Annotated in this window: 23 protein-coding genes and 1 pseudogene; 11 read left to right on the top strand and 13 right to left on the bottom strand. The window is 63.1% G+C overall.

Going from position 1 to position 20,607, the window contains the following annotated elements; translation table 11 throughout:
• Positions 1 to 83 precede the first annotated feature (83 nt).
• On the top strand, positions 84 to 1,286 hold the full coding sequence (locus tag NKJ35_RS22835; protein WP_352649635.1) for an MFS transporter: 1,203 nt from the start codon (positions 84 to 86) through the stop codon (positions 1,284 to 1,286).
• Between the two features lie 86 nt (positions 1,287 to 1,372).
• Here the strand turns inward: NKJ35_RS22835 and NKJ35_RS22830 are convergent, their stop codons facing one another.
• Complete coding sequence (locus NKJ35_RS22830; RefSeq protein WP_352649634.1) at positions 1,373 to 2,275, bottom strand: sigma-70 family RNA polymerase sigma factor; 903 nt, start codon at positions 2,273 to 2,275, stop codon at positions 1,373 to 1,375.
• Between the two features lie 204 nt (positions 2,276 to 2,479).
• Here NKJ35_RS22830 and NKJ35_RS22825 point away from each other — a divergent pair, with 204 nt between their 5' ends.
• A complete protein-coding gene (locus NKJ35_RS22825; protein ID WP_352649633.1) occupies positions 2,480 to 3,886 on the top strand; it encodes a DHA2 family efflux MFS transporter permease subunit in 1,407 nt (468 codons plus the stop codon).
• Positions 3,887 to 4,011: 125 nt separating this feature from the next.
• Here the strand turns inward: NKJ35_RS22825 and NKJ35_RS22820 are convergent, their stop codons facing one another.
• Positions 4,012 to 4,170 (bottom strand): hypothetical protein, encoded by a 159-nt coding sequence (locus NKJ35_RS22820; RefSeq protein WP_352507138.1) that lies wholly within the window; start codon positions 4,168 to 4,170, stop codon positions 4,012 to 4,014.
• Between NKJ35_RS22820 and NKJ35_RS22815 the strand changes: the two genes are divergently transcribed.
• The 7 genes from NKJ35_RS22815 (at position 4,169) to NKJ35_RS22785 (ending at position 11,701) form a co-directional block, all read left to right on the top strand.
• On the top strand, positions 4,169 to 4,447 hold the full coding sequence (locus tag NKJ35_RS22815; protein ID WP_352507139.1) for a hypothetical protein: 279 nt from the start codon (positions 4,169 to 4,171) through the stop codon (positions 4,445 to 4,447). The genes NKJ35_RS22820 and NKJ35_RS22815 overlap by 2 nt on opposite strands.
• Complete coding sequence (locus NKJ35_RS22810; RefSeq protein WP_352649632.1) at positions 4,447 to 5,640, top strand: acyltransferase family protein; 1,194 nt, start codon at positions 4,447 to 4,449, stop codon at positions 5,638 to 5,640. Before NKJ35_RS22815 ends, NKJ35_RS22810 begins: the two co-directional genes overlap by 1 nt.
• 2 nt (positions 5,641 to 5,642) lie before the next feature.
• Positions 5,643 to 6,746 (top strand): glycosyltransferase family 2 protein, encoded by a 1,104-nt coding sequence (locus tag NKJ35_RS22805; RefSeq protein WP_352649631.1) that lies wholly within the window; start codon positions 5,643 to 5,645, stop codon positions 6,744 to 6,746.
• 63 nt (positions 6,747 to 6,809) lie between these two features.
• Positions 6,810 to 7,781, top strand: coding sequence for a glycosyltransferase family 2 protein (locus tag NKJ35_RS22800; protein ID WP_352649671.1), 972 nt, complete (start codon positions 6,810 to 6,812; stop codon positions 7,779 to 7,781).
• A 9-nt stretch (positions 7,782 to 7,790) separates the two neighbouring features.
• Positions 7,791 to 9,578 carry an ABC transporter ATP-binding protein gene (locus tag NKJ35_RS22795; RefSeq protein ID WP_502904664.1) on the top strand — a complete coding sequence of 596 codons (1,788 nt, stop codon included), beginning with the start codon at positions 7,791 to 7,793 and terminating at the stop codon, positions 9,576 to 9,578.
• 1,084 nt (positions 9,579 to 10,662) lie between these two features.
• Positions 10,663 to 10,884 (top strand): hypothetical protein, encoded by a 222-nt coding sequence (locus NKJ35_RS22790; protein ID WP_254819423.1) that lies wholly within the window; start codon positions 10,663 to 10,665, stop codon positions 10,882 to 10,884.
• A 112-nt stretch (positions 10,885 to 10,996) separates the two neighbouring features.
• Complete coding sequence (locus NKJ35_RS22785) at positions 10,997 to 11,701, top strand: SOS response-associated peptidase (protein ID WP_352649630.1); 705 nt, start codon at positions 10,997 to 10,999, stop codon at positions 11,699 to 11,701.
• Here NKJ35_RS22785 and NKJ35_RS22780 read toward each other — a convergent pair.
• Both NKJ35_RS22780 and NKJ35_RS22775 read right to left on the bottom strand, forming a co-directional pair.
• Positions 11,698 to 11,958 (bottom strand): hypothetical protein, encoded by a 261-nt coding sequence (locus tag NKJ35_RS22780; RefSeq protein WP_352649629.1) that lies wholly within the window; start codon positions 11,956 to 11,958, stop codon positions 11,698 to 11,700. The genes NKJ35_RS22785 and NKJ35_RS22780 overlap by 4 nt on opposite strands.
• Before the next feature lie 3 nt (positions 11,959 to 11,961).
• Complete coding sequence (locus NKJ35_RS22775; RefSeq protein ID WP_352507145.1) at positions 11,962 to 12,222, bottom strand: hypothetical protein; 261 nt, start codon at positions 12,220 to 12,222, stop codon at positions 11,962 to 11,964.
• A 392-nt stretch (positions 12,223 to 12,614) separates the two neighbouring features.
• On the opposite strand from NKJ35_RS22775, the gene NKJ35_RS22770 reads away from it, so the two are divergent.
• Together NKJ35_RS22770 and NKJ35_RS22765 are read left to right on the top strand one after the other, a co-directional pair.
• Positions 12,615 to 13,328 carry a DUF433 domain-containing protein gene (locus NKJ35_RS22770; protein ID WP_352649628.1) on the top strand — a complete coding sequence of 238 codons (714 nt, stop codon included), beginning with the start codon at positions 12,615 to 12,617 and terminating at the stop codon, positions 13,326 to 13,328.
• The gene (locus NKJ35_RS22765; protein ID WP_352649627.1) at positions 13,325 to 13,720 is read left to right on the top strand and encodes a DUF5615 family PIN-like protein; all 396 of its coding nucleotides are present in this window, start codon (positions 13,325 to 13,327) and stop codon (positions 13,718 to 13,720) included. Before NKJ35_RS22770 ends, NKJ35_RS22765 begins: the two co-directional genes overlap by 4 nt.
• A 239-nt stretch (positions 13,721 to 13,959) precedes the next feature.
• On the opposite strand, the pseudogene NKJ35_RS22760 reads toward NKJ35_RS22765, so the two are convergent.
• The 9 genes and pseudogenes from NKJ35_RS22760 to msuE form a co-directional block, all read right to left on the bottom strand.
• Positions 13,960 to 14,055 (bottom strand): annotated as a pseudogene (locus tag NKJ35_RS22760) (BA14K family protein); the annotation flags it as partial.
• A 270-nt stretch (positions 14,056 to 14,325) separates the two neighbouring features.
• A complete protein-coding gene (locus tag NKJ35_RS22755; protein ID WP_023677295.1) occupies positions 14,326 to 14,475 on the bottom strand; it encodes a hypothetical protein in 150 nt (49 codons plus the stop codon).
• Positions 14,476 to 14,479: 4 nt separating this feature from the next.
• On the bottom strand, positions 14,480 to 14,809 hold the full coding sequence (locus NKJ35_RS22750) for a DUF2934 domain-containing protein (RefSeq protein ID WP_352649625.1): 330 nt from the start codon (positions 14,807 to 14,809) through the stop codon (positions 14,480 to 14,482).
• 127 nt (positions 14,810 to 14,936) lie between these two features.
• Entirely contained in the window at positions 14,937 to 15,566 is a 630-nt protein-coding gene (locus tag NKJ35_RS22745; protein ID WP_352649624.1) for a BA14K family protein, read from the bottom strand.
• A 167-nt stretch (positions 15,567 to 15,733) separates the two neighbouring features.
• Positions 15,734 to 16,504, bottom strand: a complete 771-nt coding sequence (locus NKJ35_RS22740; protein ID WP_352649623.1) for an ABC transporter ATP-binding protein — start codon at positions 16,502 to 16,504, stop codon at positions 15,734 to 15,736.
• Between the two features lie 32 nt (positions 16,505 to 16,536).
• Positions 16,537 to 17,535, bottom strand: a complete 999-nt coding sequence (locus tag NKJ35_RS22735; RefSeq protein ID WP_352649622.1) for an ABC transporter substrate-binding protein — start codon at positions 17,533 to 17,535, stop codon at positions 16,537 to 16,539.
• A 58-nt stretch (positions 17,536 to 17,593) separates the two neighbouring features.
• Positions 17,594 to 18,391, bottom strand: coding sequence for an ABC transporter permease (locus tag NKJ35_RS22730; RefSeq protein WP_352649669.1), 798 nt, complete (start codon positions 18,389 to 18,391; stop codon positions 17,594 to 17,596).
• Positions 18,392 to 18,482: 91 nt separating this feature from the next.
• Positions 18,483 to 19,847, bottom strand: coding sequence for an LLM class flavin-dependent oxidoreductase (locus tag NKJ35_RS22725; protein WP_352649621.1), 1,365 nt, complete (start codon positions 19,845 to 19,847; stop codon positions 18,483 to 18,485).
• Positions 19,848 to 19,899: 52 nt separating this feature from the next.
• Complete coding sequence (gene msuE / locus NKJ35_RS22720; protein ID WP_352649620.1) at positions 19,900 to 20,457, bottom strand: FMN reductase; 558 nt, start codon at positions 20,455 to 20,457, stop codon at positions 19,900 to 19,902.
• Positions 20,458 to 20,607: the final 150 nt, after the last annotated feature.

Raw genomic sequence — 20,607 nt, 5'->3', positions numbered from 1 at the left:
CAACGTCCTTCGGACGCAAGCGGCTCGGCGAAGCTCGAAAAGGTCGTGCCGTATCAACGCTTCCGGCATGGGAGAAAATTGAAATGAGCCTTCCCTATCGTTGGGTTATCGTCGCGGCTGGCGCGCTGATGACCTGTGTCGCTCTCGGGGCGATGTTCTCGCTGGCGATCTTCCTCGAACCGATGGCGCTCGACACACAATGGTCGCGCGCCGGCATATCGAGCGCGATGACGCTGAACTTCCTGGTAATGGGCCTCGGCGGCTTCGCCTGGGGCGCCATTTACGACCGCTTCGGCGCCCGCATCGTCGTCATGACCGGCGCCGTGCTGCTCGGCCTGGCGCTGGTGCTGGCCAGCCGCACCGGTTCGCTGCTCGTTTTCCAGTTGGCCTACGGCGTGCTCGTCGGCCTCGCGGCAAGCGCCTTCTTCGCGCCGATGATCGCGCTGACCTCCGCCTGGTTCGACACGAACCGCAGCCTCGCCGTCTCGCTGGTCTCGGCCGGCATGGGCGTGGCGCCAATGACCATCTCGCCCTTCGCGCGCTGGCTGATTTCGGCCTACGACTGGCGCACCGCGATGTTCGACATCGGCATAACCGCGTGGGTGCTGCTTCTGCCGGCCGCGTTTCTGGTGCGCCAGCCGCCCAAGCCCGCGGCCGAAGGCGCTGCCCCAAGCGTTGCCGCCGAGGGTGCCGGCATGACGGTTCCGCAGGCGCTGCGCTCGCCGCAATTCATCGTGTTGGGACTGACCTTCTTTGCCTGCTGCGCGGCCCATTCCGGGCCGATCTTCCACATGGTGAGCTATGCGATGCTGTGCGGCATCGCGCCGATGGCAGCGGTCAGCATCTACAGCATCGAGGGCCTGGCAGGGCTGGGTGGCCGGCTGCTTTACGGCGTGCTTGCCGATCGGCTGGGCGTCAAGCCGGTGCTGATCACCGGGCTGGCTATACAGGCCGTGGTCATCGCAGCCTATCTTGCGGTCAGCGAGCTTGGTCAATTCTACACGCTGGCCGTCATCTTCGGCGCGACCTATGGCGGCGTCATGCCGCTCTATGCGGTGCTGGCGCGCGAATATTTCGGCCAGCGCATCCTCGGCACGGTATTCGGTGCCGTAACCATGCTGTCCAGCCTCGGCATGGCTTTCGGCCCGCTCGCCGGCGGCATGGTGTTCGATGCCTATGCCAGCTATTCCTGGCTGTTCATCGGCTCGGCCCTTGTCGGGCTTGGCGCGATGGCGATTGCGATCGCCTTCCCGCCGCTGCCGCGCAGGGAGTTGCAATCGGCTTAAAGCAGGATCGACGAAAGGGCGGCCGCTTGGACGGCAAGCGGCCGCGATGCTGGCAGTGGTTGTTCGGCATTATGAAACACGAATTGCTATGCCCGCAGAGGCACTACTTCGGCGCCATCAAGCGTGTAGCGCGCATAGCGGAAATCGCGAATTCTCGCCAATCTGTCGCCCGCCCACTCCAGCAGGATAAAGTATTTTGCCCCTCCGGCCGGGTCATCCGGATCGATCACCAGAATGGCTGGGTGCCGATCGACCAGGCCTGGAAGCAGTTGCCAATCGTGGATACCCGCGTAATTGTGGAAGTATCGGCCCACTTTCGCGCGGCCGCTCGCCCGGAGCCGGTTGACGAGGTCAAGCCGCACGTCTTCGGCCAGCATGTCGCGGATCGCATCGAAGTCGCGGGCGTTGAACCGATCTACGTAGGCTGCCAGACGCGCCCGCTCGGGCTCGGCCAACACCGGCACAGGCCGATCGTCAGGCTCGCCGGCGACCTCGCGCAGGCGCAGACGGCCGCGATGCAGTGCGGCTTTCACCGCCGGAACGCTGCTGTCGATAATGTTGCCGATCTCTTCGATCGTATACCCGAGCACATCCATGAGGATGACGCTGCTACGCTGCGCCGGGGGCAGCCGCATGAAGGTCTGCAGGCTTGCGGCTGCAGTGTGTCGACCCTCGGCCGACATGCCGGGGTCAGGTATCATGTCGATATCCTCGACGGCATGCGCGGCATCCGCCCTGGCGCGACGGCGCAGGTGGTCGAGCGCGGCATTGTGCGCGATGCGGAACAGCCAGCCCTCGACATTGGCTATCGGCCCGGTCCCGGGGAACGCCTCGAGCGCCTTGACCGTAGCTTCCTGAACGACATCCTCGGCATCGATCACCGAACCGGTCATGCGGGCGCAATAACGGTGCAGTTTCGGCCGCAATTCGCCGAGCAGCCGGTCAAATGGCTCCCGTCCTTCTGGCGTGCCGATTGCGGATCCGGTCATCGCACAAGCGTCGATTTCATGCGTATCTCCCAGGCAGAGGCGCCCGCCGTCGGGGGCAGCGTCCTATAGACGCTCGACGATGGCAAAAGGATTCGGTCGAAAAAACTTTCTTTAGCTGGAATCCTTTGGTGGTGCCTCCGCGTCTCTGCATCGTGGGCCTGCGAACCTTGTAGGCCCTCTGTTCAAGCCGGAGGCGCCACAGTCATGAACAAGCAAAGTGCGGCATCAACGAAGGTCTGGGTTCTCGCCCTCACGTCGATAGGCTCCTTGATGGTCGTTCTCGATGCGATGGTCGTGGCGACCGCATTAAGTACGATGCGGGTCGAACTCGATGCCTCGCTGGAGACGCTGCAATGGACGATGAATGCCTATAATTTGAGTTTTGCCGTCCTGCTCATGACCGGGGCGGCGCTCGGTGACAGGTTCGGCCGCCGCCGCATCTTCATCGTCGGATTGGCGCTGTTCGTCGCAGCGTCCGTTGCCTGCGCGCTCGCTGGAAATGCCGGATTGCTGATTGCTGCCCGCGCGGTTCAGGGCGCGGGCGCCGCAATGGTCATGCCGCTGGCCATGGCGCTGCTGAGCGTCGCTTTTCCTCCGGAGGAACGAGGCAAGGCGCTGGGTATCTTCAGCAGCATCACAGGCCTGGCCCTGATCATCGGCCCGATGGCCGGCGGTGCAATCTCCGAAGGCCTCTCCTGGCACTGGATCTTCTGGCTCAATGTCCCGGTCGGCATCGTCCTCATCCCGCTGGTGCTGCGTCGGATTCCGGAGAGTCATGGGCCGGGCACGGCTATCGATGTCCTCGGCGTCGTCCTGGTAACTGCGGCGGCGTTTGGAGTGGTCTGGGGTCTGATGCGCGGCAACATTGTGGGCTGGAGCAGCTCTGAAGTGCTGTCGGCGCTGACGGCCGGGCTGCTTCTCGCCATCGCATTCGTCCTTTGGCAGTTGCGTACCCGTGAGCCCATGCTGCCTTTGCGGTTTTTTCGGGCGCGCGCATTCTCCTCGGGCGTAGGGGCGAACTTCCTGCTCTGCGCCGCCATGTACGGCCTCGTATTCCTGTTGCCGCAGTTTCTGCAGTTTTCCCAGCGCCGCGGGCCGCTCGGCGCCGGCATGGGATTGCTGCCCTGGACCGCAACGCTTTTTGTGGTCGCACCGATCGCCGGCAGCCTGATCAACCGCGTCGGCGAGCGGTGGCTTGTGGTGGCCGGATTGATCCTGCAAGCGGCTGGAATGGCCTGGCTGGCGCAGATCGCAGCACCTGATCTGCCCTACATCCAGCTCGTCGCGCCGCTGATCATTACCGGCGCAGGCGTATCGATGGCCATGCCTGCCGCGCAGAATGCGGTCCTCAATGCGGTCGCCCGGCCGGAGGTCGGCAAGGCTGCCGGCACGTTCAATACATTCCGCTTCCTCGGTGGCGTATCTGGGATCGCGATCGCCGGTGCAGTGTTCGCCGGGACCGGAAGCTTCGCGTCCACCGACGCGTTCAGTGATGGCTTCACCTCGGCAATCGACGTTTCCGCTCTGCTCTCACTCGCAGGTGCGCTCGTCGGAATGGGGCTGCCGGAGCGTCGCGCAGTGGTGGTCGCGAATGCCAGCAAGGAGGCGTAACTCGGAGGCGGGAAGCTTGCGCGTGAGTGGGTGCCGCGAAGCAGCCCCCTCCTTCAACACGCCCTCCTATTGCCCGGCGGATGCGAGGGTGCCGCTCGCCATGAGACCCCACAGATGGTCGGCGCTCAGGTGCCTGCGGATCCATCATAGGCCACGCGTCCGAGGCTGAGGACCACGATCCTGTCGGCCAGCGCCCGCACCGTGGAGAGATCATGCGTGACGAGGATGACGCCGGTGCTGCTGGCGGCGATCGAGCGGACGAGCTTCGCGGCGGCGGCGAGCATGTTGCATCGCAGCACCCCTGCCGCCGAAATTGGTCGGCCAAGGCAGCGTGTGAAAATCGTCAAAAATGGACAATTCGGGCTGGTTCCCGCTGTTTTTTGTGCTTTATTAGTCGCGTCTCACGTTCCTGTTTCAAATATGTCAACTTTTTGTGTTGCGTTGCACAATGGTGGCCCTATTCTCGGTGAGGGGGGCGCTACCGATTGGAAATGCGCCGTGAACGACGCCGCCATGTTGACCGATTGGCAGTTTCGCCGTCCCGCCGGCGTACGCCGCTAATGGGAAATGCGCGCGACACCCAATTGGACGCGCTGAGGGCCATCGCCGTGACGATGGTGCTGTACGCCCACTTCTTCGCGGCCGGCGGGGCCTCGTTCTGGGGTCATATTGGCGTGCGTCTGTTCTTCGTGCTGAGCGGCTTTCTGATCACGCGACTGCTGCTGGAAGCCAGAGTGGCCGCCGAATTCGAAACCGGACCGGCGCTGAAATCCTTCTATATCAGGCGGGCGCTGCGGATATTCCCGCCTTATTTCGCCGTGCTGGGTTTCGTCTGGCTGGTGGACCTGGAGCAGTCCAGGGGGTCGCTGGCCTGGCATGCGCTCTATCTGTCGAACTTCTGGTACGCATCGCAGAATGAATGGACGCCCTGGCTGCTCTGCCATTTCTGGAGCCTGAGCATCGAGGAGCAGTTCTACATCGCCTGGCCGCTGATAGTCCTGCTGGCGCCGCGCCAGCGCCTCGAAGCAATCTGCATCGGCGTTATCGCGCTGTCGCTGGCCTATCGCTTTTATTGGCCGATCGCGGGAACGCCCAGCCTGGCGCGCGACCTGCTGCCGCCGGCGTCGATGGATGCACTGGCGTCAGGCGCGCTGCTCGCCGCCTACAGGTCAAGAGCTGCTGGCTTGCCGCAATGGCTTCGAGTTGGCTGGCCGGGGCTCGCTGCGGCGTTTTTCGTTCTGCAGTGGTTTGCGCCGGCGCCGGCAAATCCGGTGCAGGAATGGGGCCTCTGGCTGCTGTTGCAGATCCTGCCTGTCGCGCCTCTGGTGGTCATCGTTGCAAACTGTTCAACGGGCATTGGCGGTCGCGTCGGAAAACTTCTCGAACTGCCGCCGCTGCTCGGTTTTGGCCGCATCAGCTACGGCGTCTATCTCTACCATCCGATAGTGCTGGCGCTGGTCGTCAAATCGCAGCCGTGGATTCCGCTCAACGTCTCGGAGCAAGGGCCTGGGCGGTTACTGGTGGCGGGAACGGCAACGCTCATGCTGGCCTCGGCTTCGTGGCTGCTTTTCGAAAAGCCGCTCAACAGCCTCAAGCGCCACTTCCCCTATGTTGCTCGAAGAGTCCCAGGCGCCGCCCCGGCAGGCATCGACGTGGGCAATGCCGGATGGCTTACGGCCGGAGCATATCTGGGTGGACCGCCTGATGGCCCCTCACGCTTGCCACGCAAGCTGCAACGAACCGATCGGGGCTGATCATGGCTGCTCCCTTAGTCTCCGTTCTGCTGCCGATCTACAATGCGGGACCTTATCTGGCAGCTGCGCTGGGCAGCATCCTGCGCCAGGATTACAAGCATCTTGAGGTCATCGCCATCGATGACGGCTCGACCGACAACTCGCTGCAGATCCTGCGGAAATACCGCCAGGCCGACAGCCGCATCTCGATCGTCTCACGCGAAAACCGCGGCCTGATCGCAACGCTGAACGAAGGCTTGGCCATGGCCCGCGGCGATCTGGTCGCCAGGATGGATGCCGACGACATCGCCTATCCCCAACGCCTGTCGCGGCAGGTAGCACTGTTCGACCAGCAGCCTGACCTCGCTCTGTGCGGCGCAAGCTTCGATACCTTGCTCGGCAACCGCATCGTTAGGGGGTCGCCCGATCCGATATTCCACGACAATAGCCTGCGCATATTGTCGATGTTCTTCACGATCTTCATGCATTCAACGGTCGTTTATAACCGGAAGGTCATCGAAGACGGCGTTCTACATTATGACGAGAGCTATAAGCACGCCGAGGATTTCGACCTGTTCAGGCGATTGACCGACCGCTACCCGGCGGCCATGATCCCCGAAAGCCTGATCGCTTATCGAATCCATAACGACAGCGTGACCAACCGGCACAAGCGCGAAATGCGCAGGACGCATTTGAAGATCGTCGCCGAGAACCTCGAGCGCGAAGGACTCGCACAAGAGACGCAAGACCTCCGCGCCATCGGTGAGGTCCTGTCGATGGAGACGATTCGCCGTGCCGCCGAATGGATCCTCGCGCTGGAAGAAAGGATAGCCGCGCTTCCGGCCGAGACGAGGCCGAGCTACCAGGCCGGCACGCTGAACCTGTTCTATTTCCTCTATCAGCTGATAGCGGGAGAAAGGCAGCCGCTGCTGATGCATGAATTCCTGACACGGACGGCGAAATGGAAGCTCATCCGGCGCCGCGAGCAGTACGTGTTTCGCACCGGTGCTTTCGCGCCGCGCTTCAGTCTCGCCTCGATGTCGGTCACCAGGCAGGTGGATGCCCTGTCGCGGTATCTGCAGTCCGTGCCGGCCGCGGCGGTGTTGCCTTCGAACCAGTTGAGCTAGCAACCCATGTTCGTCAAATCGCACCAGCTCCAGCAACGCGGCCGCTCGATGATGCCGGCGGCCATGTCGCCGCGGCCGCAGCAAGGACCGGTGCCGGCGGTCAGCTTCATTGTCTGCACCCGCGACCGTGTCGCCGTACTCGAGCCCTGCATCAGCTCGATCCAGGCCGCGTGTCGTGCCCATGCCGACTTTGCCGCCGAGCTGGTGGTTGTCGACAACGGCTCGACCGACAGCACGGCCAAACGCCTGGCCAGCATCGCCGAACTGTCGGACATCCCGTTCACTGCCATTTGCGAGCCGCGACCCGGATTGGCGGCCGCGCGCAACGCCGGGCTGGAGCGGGCGCGGGGCCGCGTCCTGGTCTTCGTCGATGATGATTGCGCGGTCCACAAGGATTATCTGCGCGATCTGCAGCGGCACTATGCGGCCGGCGAACGGGTCATCCGCGGTGGCCGCGTCGAGCTTGGCGATCCCCGCGACCTGCCGTTCACCATCAAGCGGTCACCGGTGCGCGCGCGGCTCACGCCGGATGTCCATCCTGGTGGCTTCGTGCTCGGCTGCAATATGACGATGCACCGCGATGTTGCCGCCCGAATCGGGCGTTTCGACGAACGCTTCGGCGCCGGCGGCCCGCTGCGCTCGGCGGAAGATACGGACTATCTCGTCCGGGCCGTGCTGCTCGGCATTCCGGTCGAATATGTGCCCGACATGACCATCTATCACCATCACGGCCGGCGCGACCGCAAGGCCATCGAAAAGCTGCATCGCGATTACAGCATGGGCAATGGCGGGCTTTGCCTGAAGCATATCCGCCACGCGCCGTGGCTGCTTCGGCATTTCTACTGGTCGATGAGGGCAGCCTTGCGCGAACTAAGGAAAGGCCCGCTGTTCGATCGTGAACTCAAGCTGTCGCACTGGCCGATCATCGGCATGAATCTGCTCGGCGCGGCCAAGTTCGCGGTGCTTTTGCTGGCGAGATCGCCAAAGACAACGGAAATGCGACAGGAGCAGCAGGCAAATGCCGAAGCGAGGTGATCCGCTATCATGCGACTGATGCCGCCCTGCCTGCCGATGCTGCGCCGCGCGCTCGGGCAAAAGCAGTTGCGCCTGCTTCCGGCCGTCGTGGTGCTCGGGCTGCTCAGCGCCGCGCTCGAAGGCTTCGGCATCGGCCTGATCATCCCGTTGCTGAACATAATCATGGGGCAACAGGGGCAGACCGGCATGGCTGGTTTTTCCGCCGTCTTCCAGCATGTCGGAGCGAGCCTGAGCGAGCGCGACCGGCTGATCGCCATATCGGTCGCCATCCTCGGCTCGATCGTTCTGAAAAATCTGTTCGCCTACGCCAACACGCTGCTGACCACCTTCATCTACGGCAAGGCCAGCCATTCGATCCGCAGCGCGCTGTCGGAGCAGCTGCTTAGGGTAGGCTACCCGTTCTTCCTGCAGCAAAGCCCTGGACGGCTGCTCAACATCATCTCCAACGAATCCTGGCGGGCCTCGGATGCCATGCAGATCACGCTGGGTGCAATCGTCAACGCATCGGCCGCGATCATCCTCCTCACCTTCCTGCTGCTCCTGTCGTGGCAGATGACGTTGCTGGTCACGCTGGGCCTGGCGCTGGTGCAGGTCGCGCACGCCATGCTGTCCGCCAATCTGAAGGCGCCGAGCCGCAGCGTCGCCTCCCGCAACAGTCAGCTCGCATCACAGATGCTGCATCTGGTGCATGCCGGGCGGCTGATCCGCATCTTCGGCCAGGAGCAACGCGAGAAGGCGGCATTCGACCAGGCATCGGATGCGGTGCGCCGGGCGGCGTTCGTGCTTTTGACGCGTCAGGGAGCGTTGCCGCCGCTGACCGAGGTTCTGCACGCCATGCTGTTCCTGGCGGTGGTGATCGGCGCCTGGTTCGCCAATGTTTCCTTCCCGCTGATCGTCGCCTTCGTCATCCTGCTCTACAGGCTGCAGCCCTATATGCGGTCTTTGCAAATGGCCTGGACACAGCTGCAGGGCCTGAGCGGATCGCTGGAAGAGGTGACGTGGATGCTGGACCCATCCGACAAGCCCGCGCCGCCGCAAGGCAGCGCAGCGTTCCCCGGGCTCAGCCAAGGCATCAAGTTCGAGGACGTCAGCTTTACCTATTCCGGCTCGGAGCAGCGCGCGGTGGTGCTGCATGCGGCGAGTTTCGATATCCGCAGCGGCCGCTCGACCGCGCTGATCGGCCGGTCGGGCGCCGGCAAGACGACGATCGTCAACCTTTTGTGCCGCTTCGTCGAACCGGATAGCGGTAGGATCCTCGTCGATGGATCGCCGCTGGACCGCATCGACCCCAGCCAGTGGCGAAAGCACATTGCACTTGCCAGCCAGGAGCTGGAACTGGTCGACGGCACGATTTTCGAAAACATTGTCTACGGCCAGGACGCGGCCTCGGCCGACGATGCCGAGCGCGCGGCAAAACTGGCCGAAGCGCATGGCTTCATCGAGCAACTGCCGCAAGGCTACAGGACCGTCGTCGGCTACCGCGGCGTCAATCTCTCGGCGGGACAGCGGCAGCGGATCGCACTGGCCAGGGCCCTGGTGCGCGATCCCGATATCCTCATCCTGGACGAAGCCACCAATGCGGTGGACGGACTGTCGGAGGCGGCGATCGTCGAGACGCTGAAGTCGCGCGCCGGCCGCCGCACCACCATCGTCATCAGCCATCATCGCAGCACCATCTCGTTCTGCGACGACGTGGTGATCCTGAGCCACGGCCGCGTGAAGAAGCAGGCACCCTTCGCCGCGCTGGCGACGCTCAGCATGGACGAGCTTTACCAGCACGAGGCGCTGGAGGGCTGAGGGCGACCCGCTGCGCGCGCTGTGAGGTCGTCTCGAATGTCAAGCCAGGTCAAGCATCTCAGGGATGAGGAAGACCTCCGCCATGCTTCTCTGCAGGATTTCTGGGGTGATAAGTCCCGAGCTTACCTGCTTTCGATCTGGAGCGTACAGAACCAAGGGTCCGCTTGCCAAATCCAGCAATGGCAGGCGGACCCCAATCAGCGCATGAAGGGACTGATTCTGCGCCGATGTCTCCTCGAGGAGGTGACGCCATCAACTGAAGACGGGCGCAGTTGTTCCCGAAGCTGCCTGTGCACGGGACCATTGCGCAGGCAGGTCAGACTTAGGTCCCTGCGAACGGGCATCGCTGGCTGTGAGTGAAGATCGGATCGGCTCGGCGGTAGCGAAACTTCGTCCGGAGATAGATGCAGCCATCGGGTTCCGGGCATGCGGCTCGGCGCTGATCATGGGCGTCGACCGATCCCCGCACGGCTGATGCGGAGGGCGCTTGCATTCCTGCGGAATGCGCATCCAATCCGGCGCCAACTGAAGTTGTCCAGGCGGTACAGGGCTCAGCGGTCGTCAAGCTGTTGCTAATATGCAGCACAGGCAGCGCTCTATGAACACCGTCGCTTGGAACCGCTACCTCCGGCCAACCGTTGGTGCCACAATGACAAAACCAAAAAGTGAGGCTGACGATGGACCCGCGGCAAAACAACACGTTGGAGATCTGGTGTCTTGCAGCCGTTCCGCTGTCACTACTCCTTACGGTGTTATTAGCCGGATTTATTCTTTAGCCGAACCCAACGAGGCCGGCTTTGCGGACCGGGCCAGGAAGATGAAAATGACGGCCATTAGGCACGGTAGGCGTGACGGACACCCCCGCAGCACCAGGCCGTGGCAGCCTTTTCCGACGTTGCCATCATAATCGGCTTTTTCGACCGTTCCGGTCCGCGGCGATTGCTCGCGGCCCCGGTTGCGAGAGGCGAGCATCCGAGCCCGTACATTTTTTACACAATCTCTGATTGGTAGACTCGCCCGACGCCATCGACGTTAATTTTGCGTTAGCGACAGGAGGGGGGAGATCGCTAAAGGGAGGAAGAAAATGAAAGAAAACTACGATCTGACGATCGACTACGACGACGACGAGCCTTACGACAACAAACCCTACGATCTGGTCACATTCGCGAGAAAGCACGGGCTCAACATGCGAGCCGCCGAGCTTCTCCTTTTCGCCAAGGGTCCGTCCCGAGCGGCCTGCGATGCCGCGGCCAGGGCTTTTCTCGCGGCAGTCGCCGCACAAGCTATGAGACAATCGGCGCGGTAGGTCTCACAAAACCATTGCTGACACGGCCTGCCGTGTCAGCAACCCGACGGACAGCGCTGGAAATTCCGGGCCGTTTCCAACAAGATGCCTGAGCATCCGGGAACGGCCTGAAATGTGCAATCTTTACAACATCACGACCAGCCAGGAGGCCATCCGCCAGTGGACCCGCGCCTTGCGCGATATCCTCGGCAATCTCGAACCCTCCATCGACATCTATCCCAACCAGCCAGGCCCGGTGGTGCGCAATGCGCCGGACGGCGAACGCGAATCAGCCAATCTGCTGTGGGGCATGCCGACGCCACTGGAGCGGGTCAAGGGCAAGGCCGACTACGGCACCACCAATATCCGCAATCCGCAATACGGCCACTGGCAGCAATACCTCGGCATCGAGAACCGCTGCGTGGTGCCCGTCACCAGCTTCGCCGAGCCCAGCCCGACGCCCGGCGACAAGGACCCCGAGACCGGCATTCAGCGCAACTTCTGGTTTGCACTCGGCGAGGACCGCCCGCTGTTCTTCTTTGCCGGCCTGTGGACGCGCTGGCAGGGCATTCGCAAGGTCAAGGACGGCCCCGCCGAGCACCAGGTCTATGGCTTCATGACGACCAGGCCCAACGCGCTGATCGCGCCGATCCACGACAAGGCAATGCCGGTGATCCTGACCACGCCGGAAGAAACCGAGGCTTGGCTCAGCGCGCCATGGTCGGAGGCAAGACACCTGCAGCGCACGGCGCCCGATGACGCGCTGGTGATCGTCGACAAGCCGGCGACGCAGATCAAGTTTCCGCAGCAGGCGCCGGCGCAAGGCTCATTGTTTTAGCGCTTGAATTTCTGCAGCACCCAGATGTAGCCCTTGGGCGGATGATCCTGGTCGATGAACTGCGTCTTCACCGTCGTGTCCTTGCGGCTGCGTCGCTTGCACCTGAACCTGATCGCTTCCAGCGGTTTGTTCCAGCCCACCACCTGGGCCACGTCATTCGCCCTGAAGCGCCCGACGTGGTAGCAGTGGCCGCACTCCACGATAAGCAGCATGTTGGCCTTGGCGGCACGCCCAACGCTGTCCATCGGCCCGGCCATGGCTCATTTCCGGGTCGAGTAATCCTCGGGGAGGGGAAGCAGGCCAAGCTCCGCCATCCGATAATCGGGCTCCTTCTCCGCTACGCTGGCCAGCACCTCGTGCAATTTCTCGACAAGCCCGTAAAGCTGCCAGAACAGCTCGCCATGCGCCTTCAGATGCAGCTGCGACGACAGCACCGTCCGGCGCAGGCTCAAAGCGTCCCTGATGATCGCCTCCGCATCCCTCGCCGACAGCCTGTCGAACCGGCTTTTTCGTCTGCCCATCGCGGCTCTCCTCGATTTGTGAGCAACCGCCCCGCCTACTGACAAATAGGAAGGCATTCCTCGCCAAGTCAATTCGCTCTTAACATTTTTGTTCCCGTTTTGTTCAATTTGAACAGAAACTATCGGAGGCATCGCCATGGATCACATCGTGACGCTGGACAGCCGCCAGGAGGCTGCGCTGGGGCCATCGCCGAGAAGTTCATTGAACTGCATAAGGGTGACGCGGTACAGGCGCTGAAGGAGATGATCGTGCTGAATGGGCATTTGCAGCAGCGGTTGGATGCGGTGGAGGGAGCGCGCCGGCGGACACGGTAGGAGAGGCAGGCACGCCTGAGTAGCCCAGTTCGCCGGAATGGCTTGCGAATAGGACTGAAAGATGGATAGTGCGCGCCATGGCAACAACAGAGATACTGCGCGGGACAGATCTGTTTGGAGTAGGCTCCTACACGATACAGGAAGCCGCTCGCCTTATTCGCACGCCCGTCATCAACGTCTCGCGATGGATGAAGGGCTACAGCTATCGCCGAAAGGGCCAACTATACACGAGCCCGCCGCTCTGGCAGATACAATGGCCGACTGATGACAACGATCAAATCGAGATCGGATTTCGTGACCTCATTGAATTGAGGTTTGTAAAGGTGTTCACAGATGCAGGGGTCGGCCTTTTGGCCATTCGCAACTGTCTCGATTTCGCTCGTCAACTCGTCAAGGATGACCATCCCTTTTCGACCCGCAGATTCCGCACGGACGGCAAGAGCATCTTTCTGGAAAGTGCCAAATTTGCCAGCGATGAAAGAGAGATGCTCGATCTCAAACGTCGCCAATACGTTTTTGGGCAGATTATCGAACGCACGTTCAAGGACCTCGACATTGAGGAAGACGCGGTCGCTCGTTGGCGCCCGTTCAATGGTAAAGATTCTATCGTAGTCGACCCTAACCGCTCATTTGGGCAGCCAATTGCGGCAGAGTCAGGTGTGCCTACTATTGTCCTTGCTCAGGCTGTGGAGGCGGAAGGAAGTCAGGAGCGGGTCGCTCGGCTTTTTGAGCTCTCGCTGGCGGACGTAAAGGACGCGGTGCGCTTCGAAAGCACGCTCGGGACGGCGTGAAGGTCCTAATTGACGAGAATCTTCCGCCTGCGCTGGCAAAAGCGCTTCACGCGCTGTTCAACGGCGATCACCAGGTGGTTCATCTTCGTGCCCGGTTCGGGCCGGGTGTGAAAGACCGCGAGTGGATCGAAGAACTTAGCAGTGAGGGAAGATGGGTCGTGATCTCTGGTGATCGGCGGATCACACGGAATCGTGTCGAATATGCCGCTTTTCGAAACTCCCGGCTCGTAGGATTCTTTCTGTCAAAGGGGTTGTATAAGGCTCCGCTCGTCAAGCAGATGGAACGCATTCTTGCGCTATGGGGCGCCATGGAAACACAGTCAGGAATTGTCGCAGGAGGTGCCATGTTCATGCTGCCAATGAAAAGCACCAAACTGGAGCAGCTAAAGTAGCCATCGCTGCAGCAAAATTAATGTCGTGGCAAGCAGATGGACCCGAGGAGAGGTCCTGGCAGTTTTCGCTCGGGGTGTTGAAGCTACGCGATTTAAGGGGTCAATGGCTGTGCTTCTATTCCGATCAATCTAAGTGTGGAGTGGCAAAGCTACCATTGCCGCAATTGTGTAAGCGTATTGTGGGCGAAAGGGTCGGCGCATTTTTCTTTGTGATGGAACCCAGTTGCAGCTCGCCCGCGCTACTCGCACTGACTGCGTGGACCCCCGGAATATGGTTGATAGGTGTTGTCTGCCGGCCGGTACGAACGGTAGCGGCTGAAGCAGTATTGCACGTGGTCGGATCAGAACTCGGCGGCGCCGGGTTCATCTGATGGCGGGTAACCCTCCACCGACGACGTATCGCTCGCCTCGACGTAGCTGCCGTCATCGGTGATGTCGAGTTAGGGCGAGATGCAGGGGCGCTGCTCTCCGCTGTGGGACGTGTAGTGTCGTCCCTTGGCCTGTAGCAGCGGTAATGGGTTCGCGACGGCTCGTGAGGGCTGGAATTCAGGTTCCGCCGGGCATGCCGCGCGACTGGCTGGCGGGCACCGGCCACCAACGCCCCCTCAATGCCTCTTGAAATACTGCACCTCGCGTTCGTGCTTCTCGGCGGCCTCGCGGGTATCGAAGGTGCCGAGATTGCGGCGCTTGCCGGTCTTTTCGTCCTTCTTGCGCGAATAGAGGCGGTATTTTCCGTCTTTGAGTTTTCTGATCATCCTGTCACTCCCCGAGCCCCTGCTTCCCCTTGAGGTTGCGCGCGGCGTGTTCGATCGCCGCCCGGTCGTTTCCCAGCCTGTCGATCAGCTCCTGCGCCTGTTCGCCCGATATGCCGGTGCGCACCGCCAGGGCCTCCACCGTCAAGACGTCGGAGCTCGCGACCTCGCGGGTTTCCGGCAGGGCATCGCCTGCCGTCAGCGGCAGGGCTGCCTCTCTGTCGATCTCGGCCTCGGCCCGGTGCCAATGCCGCTCGGGATCGCCATGGATCCCGCCTTCACGTTCCCAGATCTGGTATGCGCGCTCACGAATCTTGTCTTCCCGGTCGTCGCCCATGTTGATTTCTCCTTTGGGTATCGGATGAACGCCGTGCCAACCCGAACGATCCAGGAAATCTGCGTGATCGTTGGGTGGGGTCGCACAAGGCGCCATGCACTGCGGCCGCCAGCCACCGCGGCCCGCGCTACTCGCACTGCCGGCGCGGCCCGCCGGAATATGGCTGGTAGGTGTTGTCTTCCGGTCGATATGACCGGTAGCGGCTGAAGCAGTATTGCACGTGATCGGATGAGAGCTCGGCGTCGCCGGTTTCGTCCGGCCGCGGGTAGCCCTCCACTGACGATGTATCGGTCGCCTCGACGTAGCTGCCGTCATCGGTGATGTCGAGATAGGGCGAGATGCAGGGGCGCTGTTGCCCGCTGTAGGAGGTGTAACGGTTGTCGTCGGGCCTGTAGGAGCGGTAGCGGCTTGCGCACCATTCGACATGGGCGACGGGCAGCGCCCGCTGCTCTTCCACCGCCGGCTTGATGGAGCCGGTGGTGTCGGGTGTCGAAGTTGCGGCGGTGTCGGCGGGTTTCGCGGTGCGATCAACTTCCGAGGTGCGAACGGGAACCGGGCGGGCCGGGAGGCGCTCGAGGCGCTGCGAGGCCGGGTTTACCGGGCGCGGATCCTTGGCCCACAGTTCGGCGACGCTGGAGACCGGGGCGGCCGGCGGTACCGGCTTGGCTATCAATAGCCAGGTGGCGAAGGCGAGACCGCTGGCGAATACGGCGAGCGTCAGGACGAAGCCGCCAAAGATTGCGAACAAAGCTTTCATGCCGCGCTCCTTTGCCTCCCGGTTAAGGAAATGCCGAGGCGGGGAATCCGGTTCCAGGAAAGAGCGTAGTGCAGGGCACTCGAAGGAAGGCCCATCTCCGTCTCGGCTTCGCCGAGACACCTCTCCCCGCTTCGCGGGCCGCGGGATCCAAGCCTCTTAGGCGGCTTTCAGTGCAGCCCGAATTCGCGCAGCAGTTCTTCGCGGTAGCGTACGAAGCGGCTTTCGCTGCGCTCGCGCGGGCGGGGCAGGTCGATGTCGATCAGCCGCGCCGCGCCGCCTTTCTCCTTGGGCAGGATCAGCACCCTGTCGGCGAGGTAGATCGCTTCCTCGAGGTCGTGCGTCACCATCACCATGGTGACGTTCTCCTCGCTCCAGATGCGCGCCAGTTCCTCCTGCATGCCGATCTTGGTCATCGCGTCGAGCGCGCCCAGCGGCTCGTCAAGCAGCAGGATCTCGGGCTGCACGGTCAGGGCGCGGGCAATGCCGACGCGCTGCGCCATGCCGCCCGACAGCTGCCTTGGAAACGCATCGCCGAATTCGGCGAGGCCGACGAGCGCGATATAGAAGCGCGCCCGTTCCTCGGCGTCGGCCTTCGGCACGCCGCGCACTTCGAGGCCGAAGGCGACGTTGCCGAGCACCGTCAGCCAGGGCAGCAGGCGCGGTTCCTGGAAAATCACCGCGCGCTCGGCGCCGACGCCGTGCACCGGCTTGCCATCGATGGCGACGCCGCCGCTGTCGGCCGCCTCCAGTCCGGCCAGGATGCGCAGCAGCGTTGTCTTGCCTGACCCGCTGGCGCCGACGATGACCAGGCATTCACCCGAGCGGATGTCGAGATTGAGGGTCCTCAGCACGGCAAGCGAACGCCCGCCGATGCTGAACGATTTGGACAGGTCGCGTATGCTGACCTCACCGCCGCTTGTGCTGCTCATCGCGCTCATCTCCCAGCTGATTGCCTTGCCGGTTGGCCTTGTCAGTTGGTCTTGGTTTCGCCGGGCCGGTAGAGGATGTCTGCTGCCTTCAGCTTACCCTTTGGCAGGCGGCCGTCGCGTTCGAGCACGCTGACCCAGAAATCGATGTCGCGGTCCGTCGCCTTGGCCCCCTGGCGCAGCCCGAAGCCGGTCCAGTAGCGCGCCAGCTCGCCGTTTTCGCCGCGCTTGTCGAGGATATTTGCCAGCACCTTGCGCGCTTCGTCGGGGTTCTGCAGCGACCAGTCGGAGGCGCGCGCCGACTGCTCGACGAAATTGCGGGCGGCGTCGGGATGCGCGGCGATGAAGTCGCGCCTGAGCACGACGAAGCCGCCGGCCAGCTCGCCCAGCACGTCGGTGTCGTTGAACACGCCGCGCACGCCGCCATTGTCGACCAGCGCCCCGGCAAACGTCGCCTGCCAGTAGCCGAGCGCCGCGATGTCGACCTGGCGGGAGCGCAAGGTCTGCTCGAGCTGCGGTCCGGGCACGACGACGAGATTGGCGGCGTCCGGCGACAGGCCGACGCTGTGCAGCGCCTCGCGCACGGTGTAGTCGAGATGGGCGCCGAACGTGTTGACGGCGATGGTCTTGCCGGCAATGTCGGCGATCGATTTGATCGGGCTGTCGTCGAGCACGTAGAAGACGCTGCGCACCTTGCTGTTGATGCCGTTGCTCGGATAGACGGCGACGAAGTCGTTGCCGCCGGAGATCGAATTGATCACGGCGGCGGTTGCGGCCGAGCCAATATCGACGCTGCCGGAGGCGAGCGCAAACAATGATTCCGGGCCGCCGCCGGAATAGCCGACATTCTCGACCTCGATACCGAAGCCTTTGAAATAGCCGAGCTCGCCGGCCAGCTCATGCGGAGAGATGCTGCCACGGCTGGCGAGGGAGCGGAACTTGACGGGTGCGGCTTCGGCAAGGGCGAAGCGCGGCAGGCCGGCGGCGAGAAGGCCGGCGGCGAAGGGCGCGCCGGCAAGCAGGGAACGGCGGGAGATTTTCATGGTCCGGGTCTTTCCTGATTTGAGTTCTGGCCTGGTTGAGATTGGTAAAGGCGGGTGGTCAGTCGACGGCATTGCTCCAGCGGCAGAGCCGCCGCTGCAGGCTCACCAGTGCCTGGTTGGCGATCAGGCCGAGGCCGGCGAGGATGACGATTGCCGCAAACATCAGCGGTATCTGGAAGTTGTACTGCGCGTTCATCACCTGGAAGCCGATGCCCTTGTTGGCGCCGATCATTTCGGACGCGATCAACAACAGCAGCGCCGTGGTGGCGCTGAGCCTCAGCCCAACGAAGATCGACGGTACGGCGCCGGGCAGCACGACACGGCGGAAGACGGTGAGCTGCCTGGCGCCATAGACGCGCGCCATCTCCAGCAGTTTCGGATCGACTTGCTTGACGCCGCCGATGGTGTTGAGCAGCAGCGGAAACAGCGTCGCCCAGAAGATGACGAACACCTTGGAGGCTTCGCCGAGCCCGAGCAGCAGGATGAACACCGGATAGAGCGCCAGCGCCGAGGTCTGGCGGAAAACCTGCAGGATGGGATCGAGCGCGGTTTCGACCGCGCGCACCTGTCCCATGAACAGGCCAAGCGGGATGGCGACCAGCACGGCGGCCGCGAAGGCGAGACCGGCGCGCTGCAGGCTGATGGCGATGTCGCCGAGCAGAGTGCCGCCGGCCAGCCCCTTCCAAAGTGCCGCGACAATCATGTCGATCGGCGGCAGCACGGCCGTGTTGACCCAGCCGGCGCTGCTCGACACTTGCCACAGTGCGAGGAAAGCGATGAGGACGCCGTAGCGCGACAGGAAGCGAATTCCCGCCCGGCCGCCGAGGCGCAGGAAGTCCGTGCCGAGGCTTGTCATGCTGTCACGCGTGCCGAGGCTGGCGGCCTGTTCGATGTGCTGCAAAGTCATCGTCTTGCCTCTCGCTTCTAGGGTAGTGGGCTTCGTGGAATTATTCGGCGGCCAGCACGGCCGAGCGGGCGGCGGTCCACGGGTTTTCCGGTCGCCTCAGGCCGAGGTTCTCGCGCAGCGTCCTGCCTTCATAGGCGGTGCGGAACAGGCCGCGGTGCTGCAGTTCGGGGATCACCAGCTCGACGAAGTCGTCGAGCCCGCCGGGCAGCCACGGCGGCAGGATGTTGAAGCCGTCGGCGGCTTCGTTGCCGAACCATTCCTCCAGCTGATCGGCGACCTGCGTGGCGCTGCCGATGACGGTATAATGGCCGCGGGCCGTCGCCACCCATTGATAGAGCTGGCGGATGGTGAAGTTGTGCTCGTCGGCAATCTGGCGGATCAGCGCCTGGCGGCTCTTCATGCCTTCAGTTTCCTTGCTCGGCGGCAGCGGTCCATCGAGCGGATAGCCCCTGATGTCGAGCGTCTGGCCGGCCAGCCCGTTGAGCAGGGCGACGCCGTCCTCGGGCAGGATGAGATCGTTCAGCTGCTGGTATTTGGCGCGCGCTTCTTCTTCTGTGCGCCCGACGAAGGGTGCCACGCCCGGCATGATCAGCACCTGCTCGGGATCGCGGCCGACGGCGGTCACGCGGGCCTTGATATCGCGATAGAATTCCTGCGCCGACGCCAGGTTCTGATGAGCGGTGAAGATGACTTCCGCCGAGGCGGCGGCGAGCTTGCGACCGTCTTCGGATTGTCCCGCCTGCACCACGACCGGGTGCCCCTGCGCTGGGCGCGGCACATTGAGGGGACCCTTGACGCTGAAATGCGGGCCCTTGTGGTCGATGTCGTGGAGCTTGTCCTTGTCGTAGAAGCGCCCCGATTTCTTGTCGCGGATGAAGGCGTCGTCCTCCCAGCTGTCCCACAGCGCCTTGACCGTTTCGACATGCTCATGCGCGCGGGCATAGCGCTCGGCGTGGGCAGGCTGCGTATCGCGATTGAAGTTGCGCGCGGTTTCGTCGCCGGCCGAGGTCACGACATTCCAGCCGGCGCGGCCATTCGACAGATGATCGAGCGAGGCGAATTTGCGGGCGAGCGTGTAGGGCTCCTCATAGGTGGTCGAGGCGGTGGCGATGAAGCCGAGATGCGTGGTGAGCGGCGCCAGCGCTGCAAACAGCGTCACCGGCTCGAAGCCGGCGATCTTGGCGTTGCCGCCTTCGCGGGCGCCGAGGCCGACCGTCAGATTGTCGGCGAGGAAATAGGCGTCGAACAGGCCGCGCTCGGCGGTCAGGGCGAGCTGCTTGTGGAACTCGAAACTGGTGGCGCCGTCGGCCGGTGCGTCGGGATGGCGCCAGGCGGCGATATGCTGTCCGCCGCCGGGCAGGAAAGCGCCAAGTTTGATTTGCCTGGATTTGGTGGATCTGGTCATCGCGGCGTGCTCCTGGCTGGATCGGGGAGTGGATCTCGGGTCAGTGGTGCGTTCAGGCGGCAAGGCCGACGCCGTAGGGCACCCCGGTAACCCGGCATGCCTCGGCGACCGCTTGCCGGGTGCGGGCGTGGATGGCTTCCGACACCAGCACGCCATTGGCAAAATCCTTCTCGGAGGCGTAGATCGCGGTCGGCACGGTCAGCGCCTCGAAGAAGCCGAACAATGGCCGCAGCTGGTGCTCGACGATCAGCGAATGGCGTTCGCCGCCGCCGGTCGCGGCAAGGATGACCGGCTTGCCCCTCAGCGATGACGGGTCGAGCAGGTCGAAGAAGTGCTTGAAAAGCCCGGTATAGCTCCCTTTGAAGGTCGGCGAGCCGGCCACCAGGATGTCGGCGCCCAGCAGCCGTTCGACGATGTTGCGCGCCGCCGGGTCGAGGTCGCCGAGGCGCCTTGCCTGCGGCAGGGACGCGCCGAGATCCTCGATGTCGAAGACGGCGGAGGCCGCACTGATGCTTTCTGCGGCCTGCCCGACAATGTGGCTGATGAACGCCTTGGTCTTCGATGGCCGGGTCAAATTGCCCGACAGCCCCACCACGAGCTTTTTCGACATTCCTGGCTCCCTGTCCAAATGATCTATGTTAAGTCTAGAGAGTTTATAGAATTAAAAGAGCGAGAAAATTTCAAAGGTAGCGCATTGAGCGAACGGAGTTTGCGGAACACCGCCCGTAGTTGGTTCATTCAATGCGGCGTACTGCGCCGG

The organism is Mesorhizobium sp. M0136 (assembly GCF_040322515.1).
In the GTDB taxonomy this organism is placed as follows: Bacteria; Pseudomonadota; Alphaproteobacteria; order Rhizobiales; family Rhizobiaceae; genus Mesorhizobium.
This window is presented reverse-complemented; position numbering and strand designations above follow the sequence as displayed.

What these genes read in the sequence shown, in the direction of transcription:
- NKJ35_RS22805 (WP_352649631.1), top strand. Translation starts at nt 5,643, where the DNA reads ATGGCTGCTCCCTTAGTCTCCGTTCTGCTGCCGATCTACAATGCGGGA.
- NKJ35_RS22770 (WP_352649628.1), top strand. Translation starts at nt 12,615, where the DNA reads ATGGCAACAACAGAGATACTGCGCGGGACAGATCTGTTTGGAGTAGGC.
- NKJ35_RS22785 (WP_352649630.1), top strand. Translation starts at nt 10,997, where the DNA reads ATGTGCAATCTTTACAACATCACGACCAGCCAGGAGGCCATCCGCCAG.
- NKJ35_RS22775 (WP_352507145.1), bottom strand. Translation starts at nt 12,222, where the DNA reads ATGGGCAGACGAAAAAGCCGGTTCGACAGGCTGTCGGCGAGGGATGCG.
- NKJ35_RS22835 (WP_352649635.1), top strand. Translation starts at nt 84, where the DNA reads ATGAGCCTTCCCTATCGTTGGGTTATCGTCGCGGCTGGCGCGCTGATG.
- NKJ35_RS22730 (WP_352649669.1), bottom strand. Translation starts at nt 18,391, where the DNA reads ATGACAAGCCTCGGCACGGACTTCCTGCGCCTCGGCGGCCGGGCGGGA.
- NKJ35_RS22820 (WP_352507138.1), bottom strand. Translation starts at nt 4,170, where the DNA reads ATGCTCGCCGCCGCCGCGAAGCTCGTCCGCTCGATCGCCGCCAGCAGC.
- NKJ35_RS22830 (WP_352649634.1), bottom strand. Translation starts at nt 2,275, where the DNA reads ATGACCGGATCCGCAATCGGCACGCCAGAAGGACGGGAGCCATTTGAC.
- NKJ35_RS22740 (WP_352649623.1), bottom strand. Translation starts at nt 16,504, where the DNA reads ATGAGCGCGATGAGCAGCACAAGCGGCGGTGAGGTCAGCATACGCGAC.
- NKJ35_RS22750 (WP_352649625.1), bottom strand. Translation starts at nt 14,809, where the DNA reads ATGGGCGACGACCGGGAAGACAAGATTCGTGAGCGCGCATACCAGATC.
- NKJ35_RS22815 (WP_352507139.1), top strand. Translation starts at nt 4,169, where the DNA reads ATGTTGCATCGCAGCACCCCTGCCGCCGAAATTGGTCGGCCAAGGCAG.
- NKJ35_RS22755 (WP_023677295.1), bottom strand. Translation starts at nt 14,475, where the DNA reads ATGATCAGAAAACTCAAAGACGGAAAATACCGCCTCTATTCGCGCAAG.
- msuE (WP_352649620.1), bottom strand. Translation starts at nt 20,457, where the DNA reads ATGTCGAAAAAGCTCGTGGTGGGGCTGTCGGGCAATTTGACCCGGCCA.
- NKJ35_RS22810 (WP_352649632.1), top strand. Translation starts at nt 4,447, where the DNA reads ATGGGAAATGCGCGCGACACCCAATTGGACGCGCTGAGGGCCATCGCC.
- NKJ35_RS22825 (WP_352649633.1), top strand. Translation starts at nt 2,480, where the DNA reads ATGAACAAGCAAAGTGCGGCATCAACGAAGGTCTGGGTTCTCGCCCTC.
- NKJ35_RS22780 (WP_352649629.1), bottom strand. Translation starts at nt 11,958, where the DNA reads ATGGCCGGGCCGATGGACAGCGTTGGGCGTGCCGCCAAGGCCAACATG.
- NKJ35_RS22800 (WP_352649671.1), top strand. Translation starts at nt 6,810, where the DNA reads ATGTCGCCGCGGCCGCAGCAAGGACCGGTGCCGGCGGTCAGCTTCATT.
- NKJ35_RS22725 (WP_352649621.1), bottom strand. Translation starts at nt 19,847, where the DNA reads ATGACCAGATCCACCAAATCCAGGCAAATCAAACTTGGCGCTTTCCTG.
- NKJ35_RS22745 (WP_352649624.1), bottom strand. Translation starts at nt 15,566, where the DNA reads ATGAAAGCTTTGTTCGCAATCTTTGGCGGCTTCGTCCTGACGCTCGCC.
- NKJ35_RS22795 (WP_502904664.1), top strand. Translation starts at nt 7,791, where the DNA reads ATGCGACTGATGCCGCCCTGCCTGCCGATGCTGCGCCGCGCGCTCGGG.
- NKJ35_RS22790 (WP_254819423.1), top strand. Translation starts at nt 10,663, where the DNA reads ATGAAAGAAAACTACGATCTGACGATCGACTACGACGACGACGAGCCT.
- NKJ35_RS22735 (WP_352649622.1), bottom strand. Translation starts at nt 17,535, where the DNA reads ATGAAAATCTCCCGCCGTTCCCTGCTTGCCGGCGCGCCCTTCGCCGCC.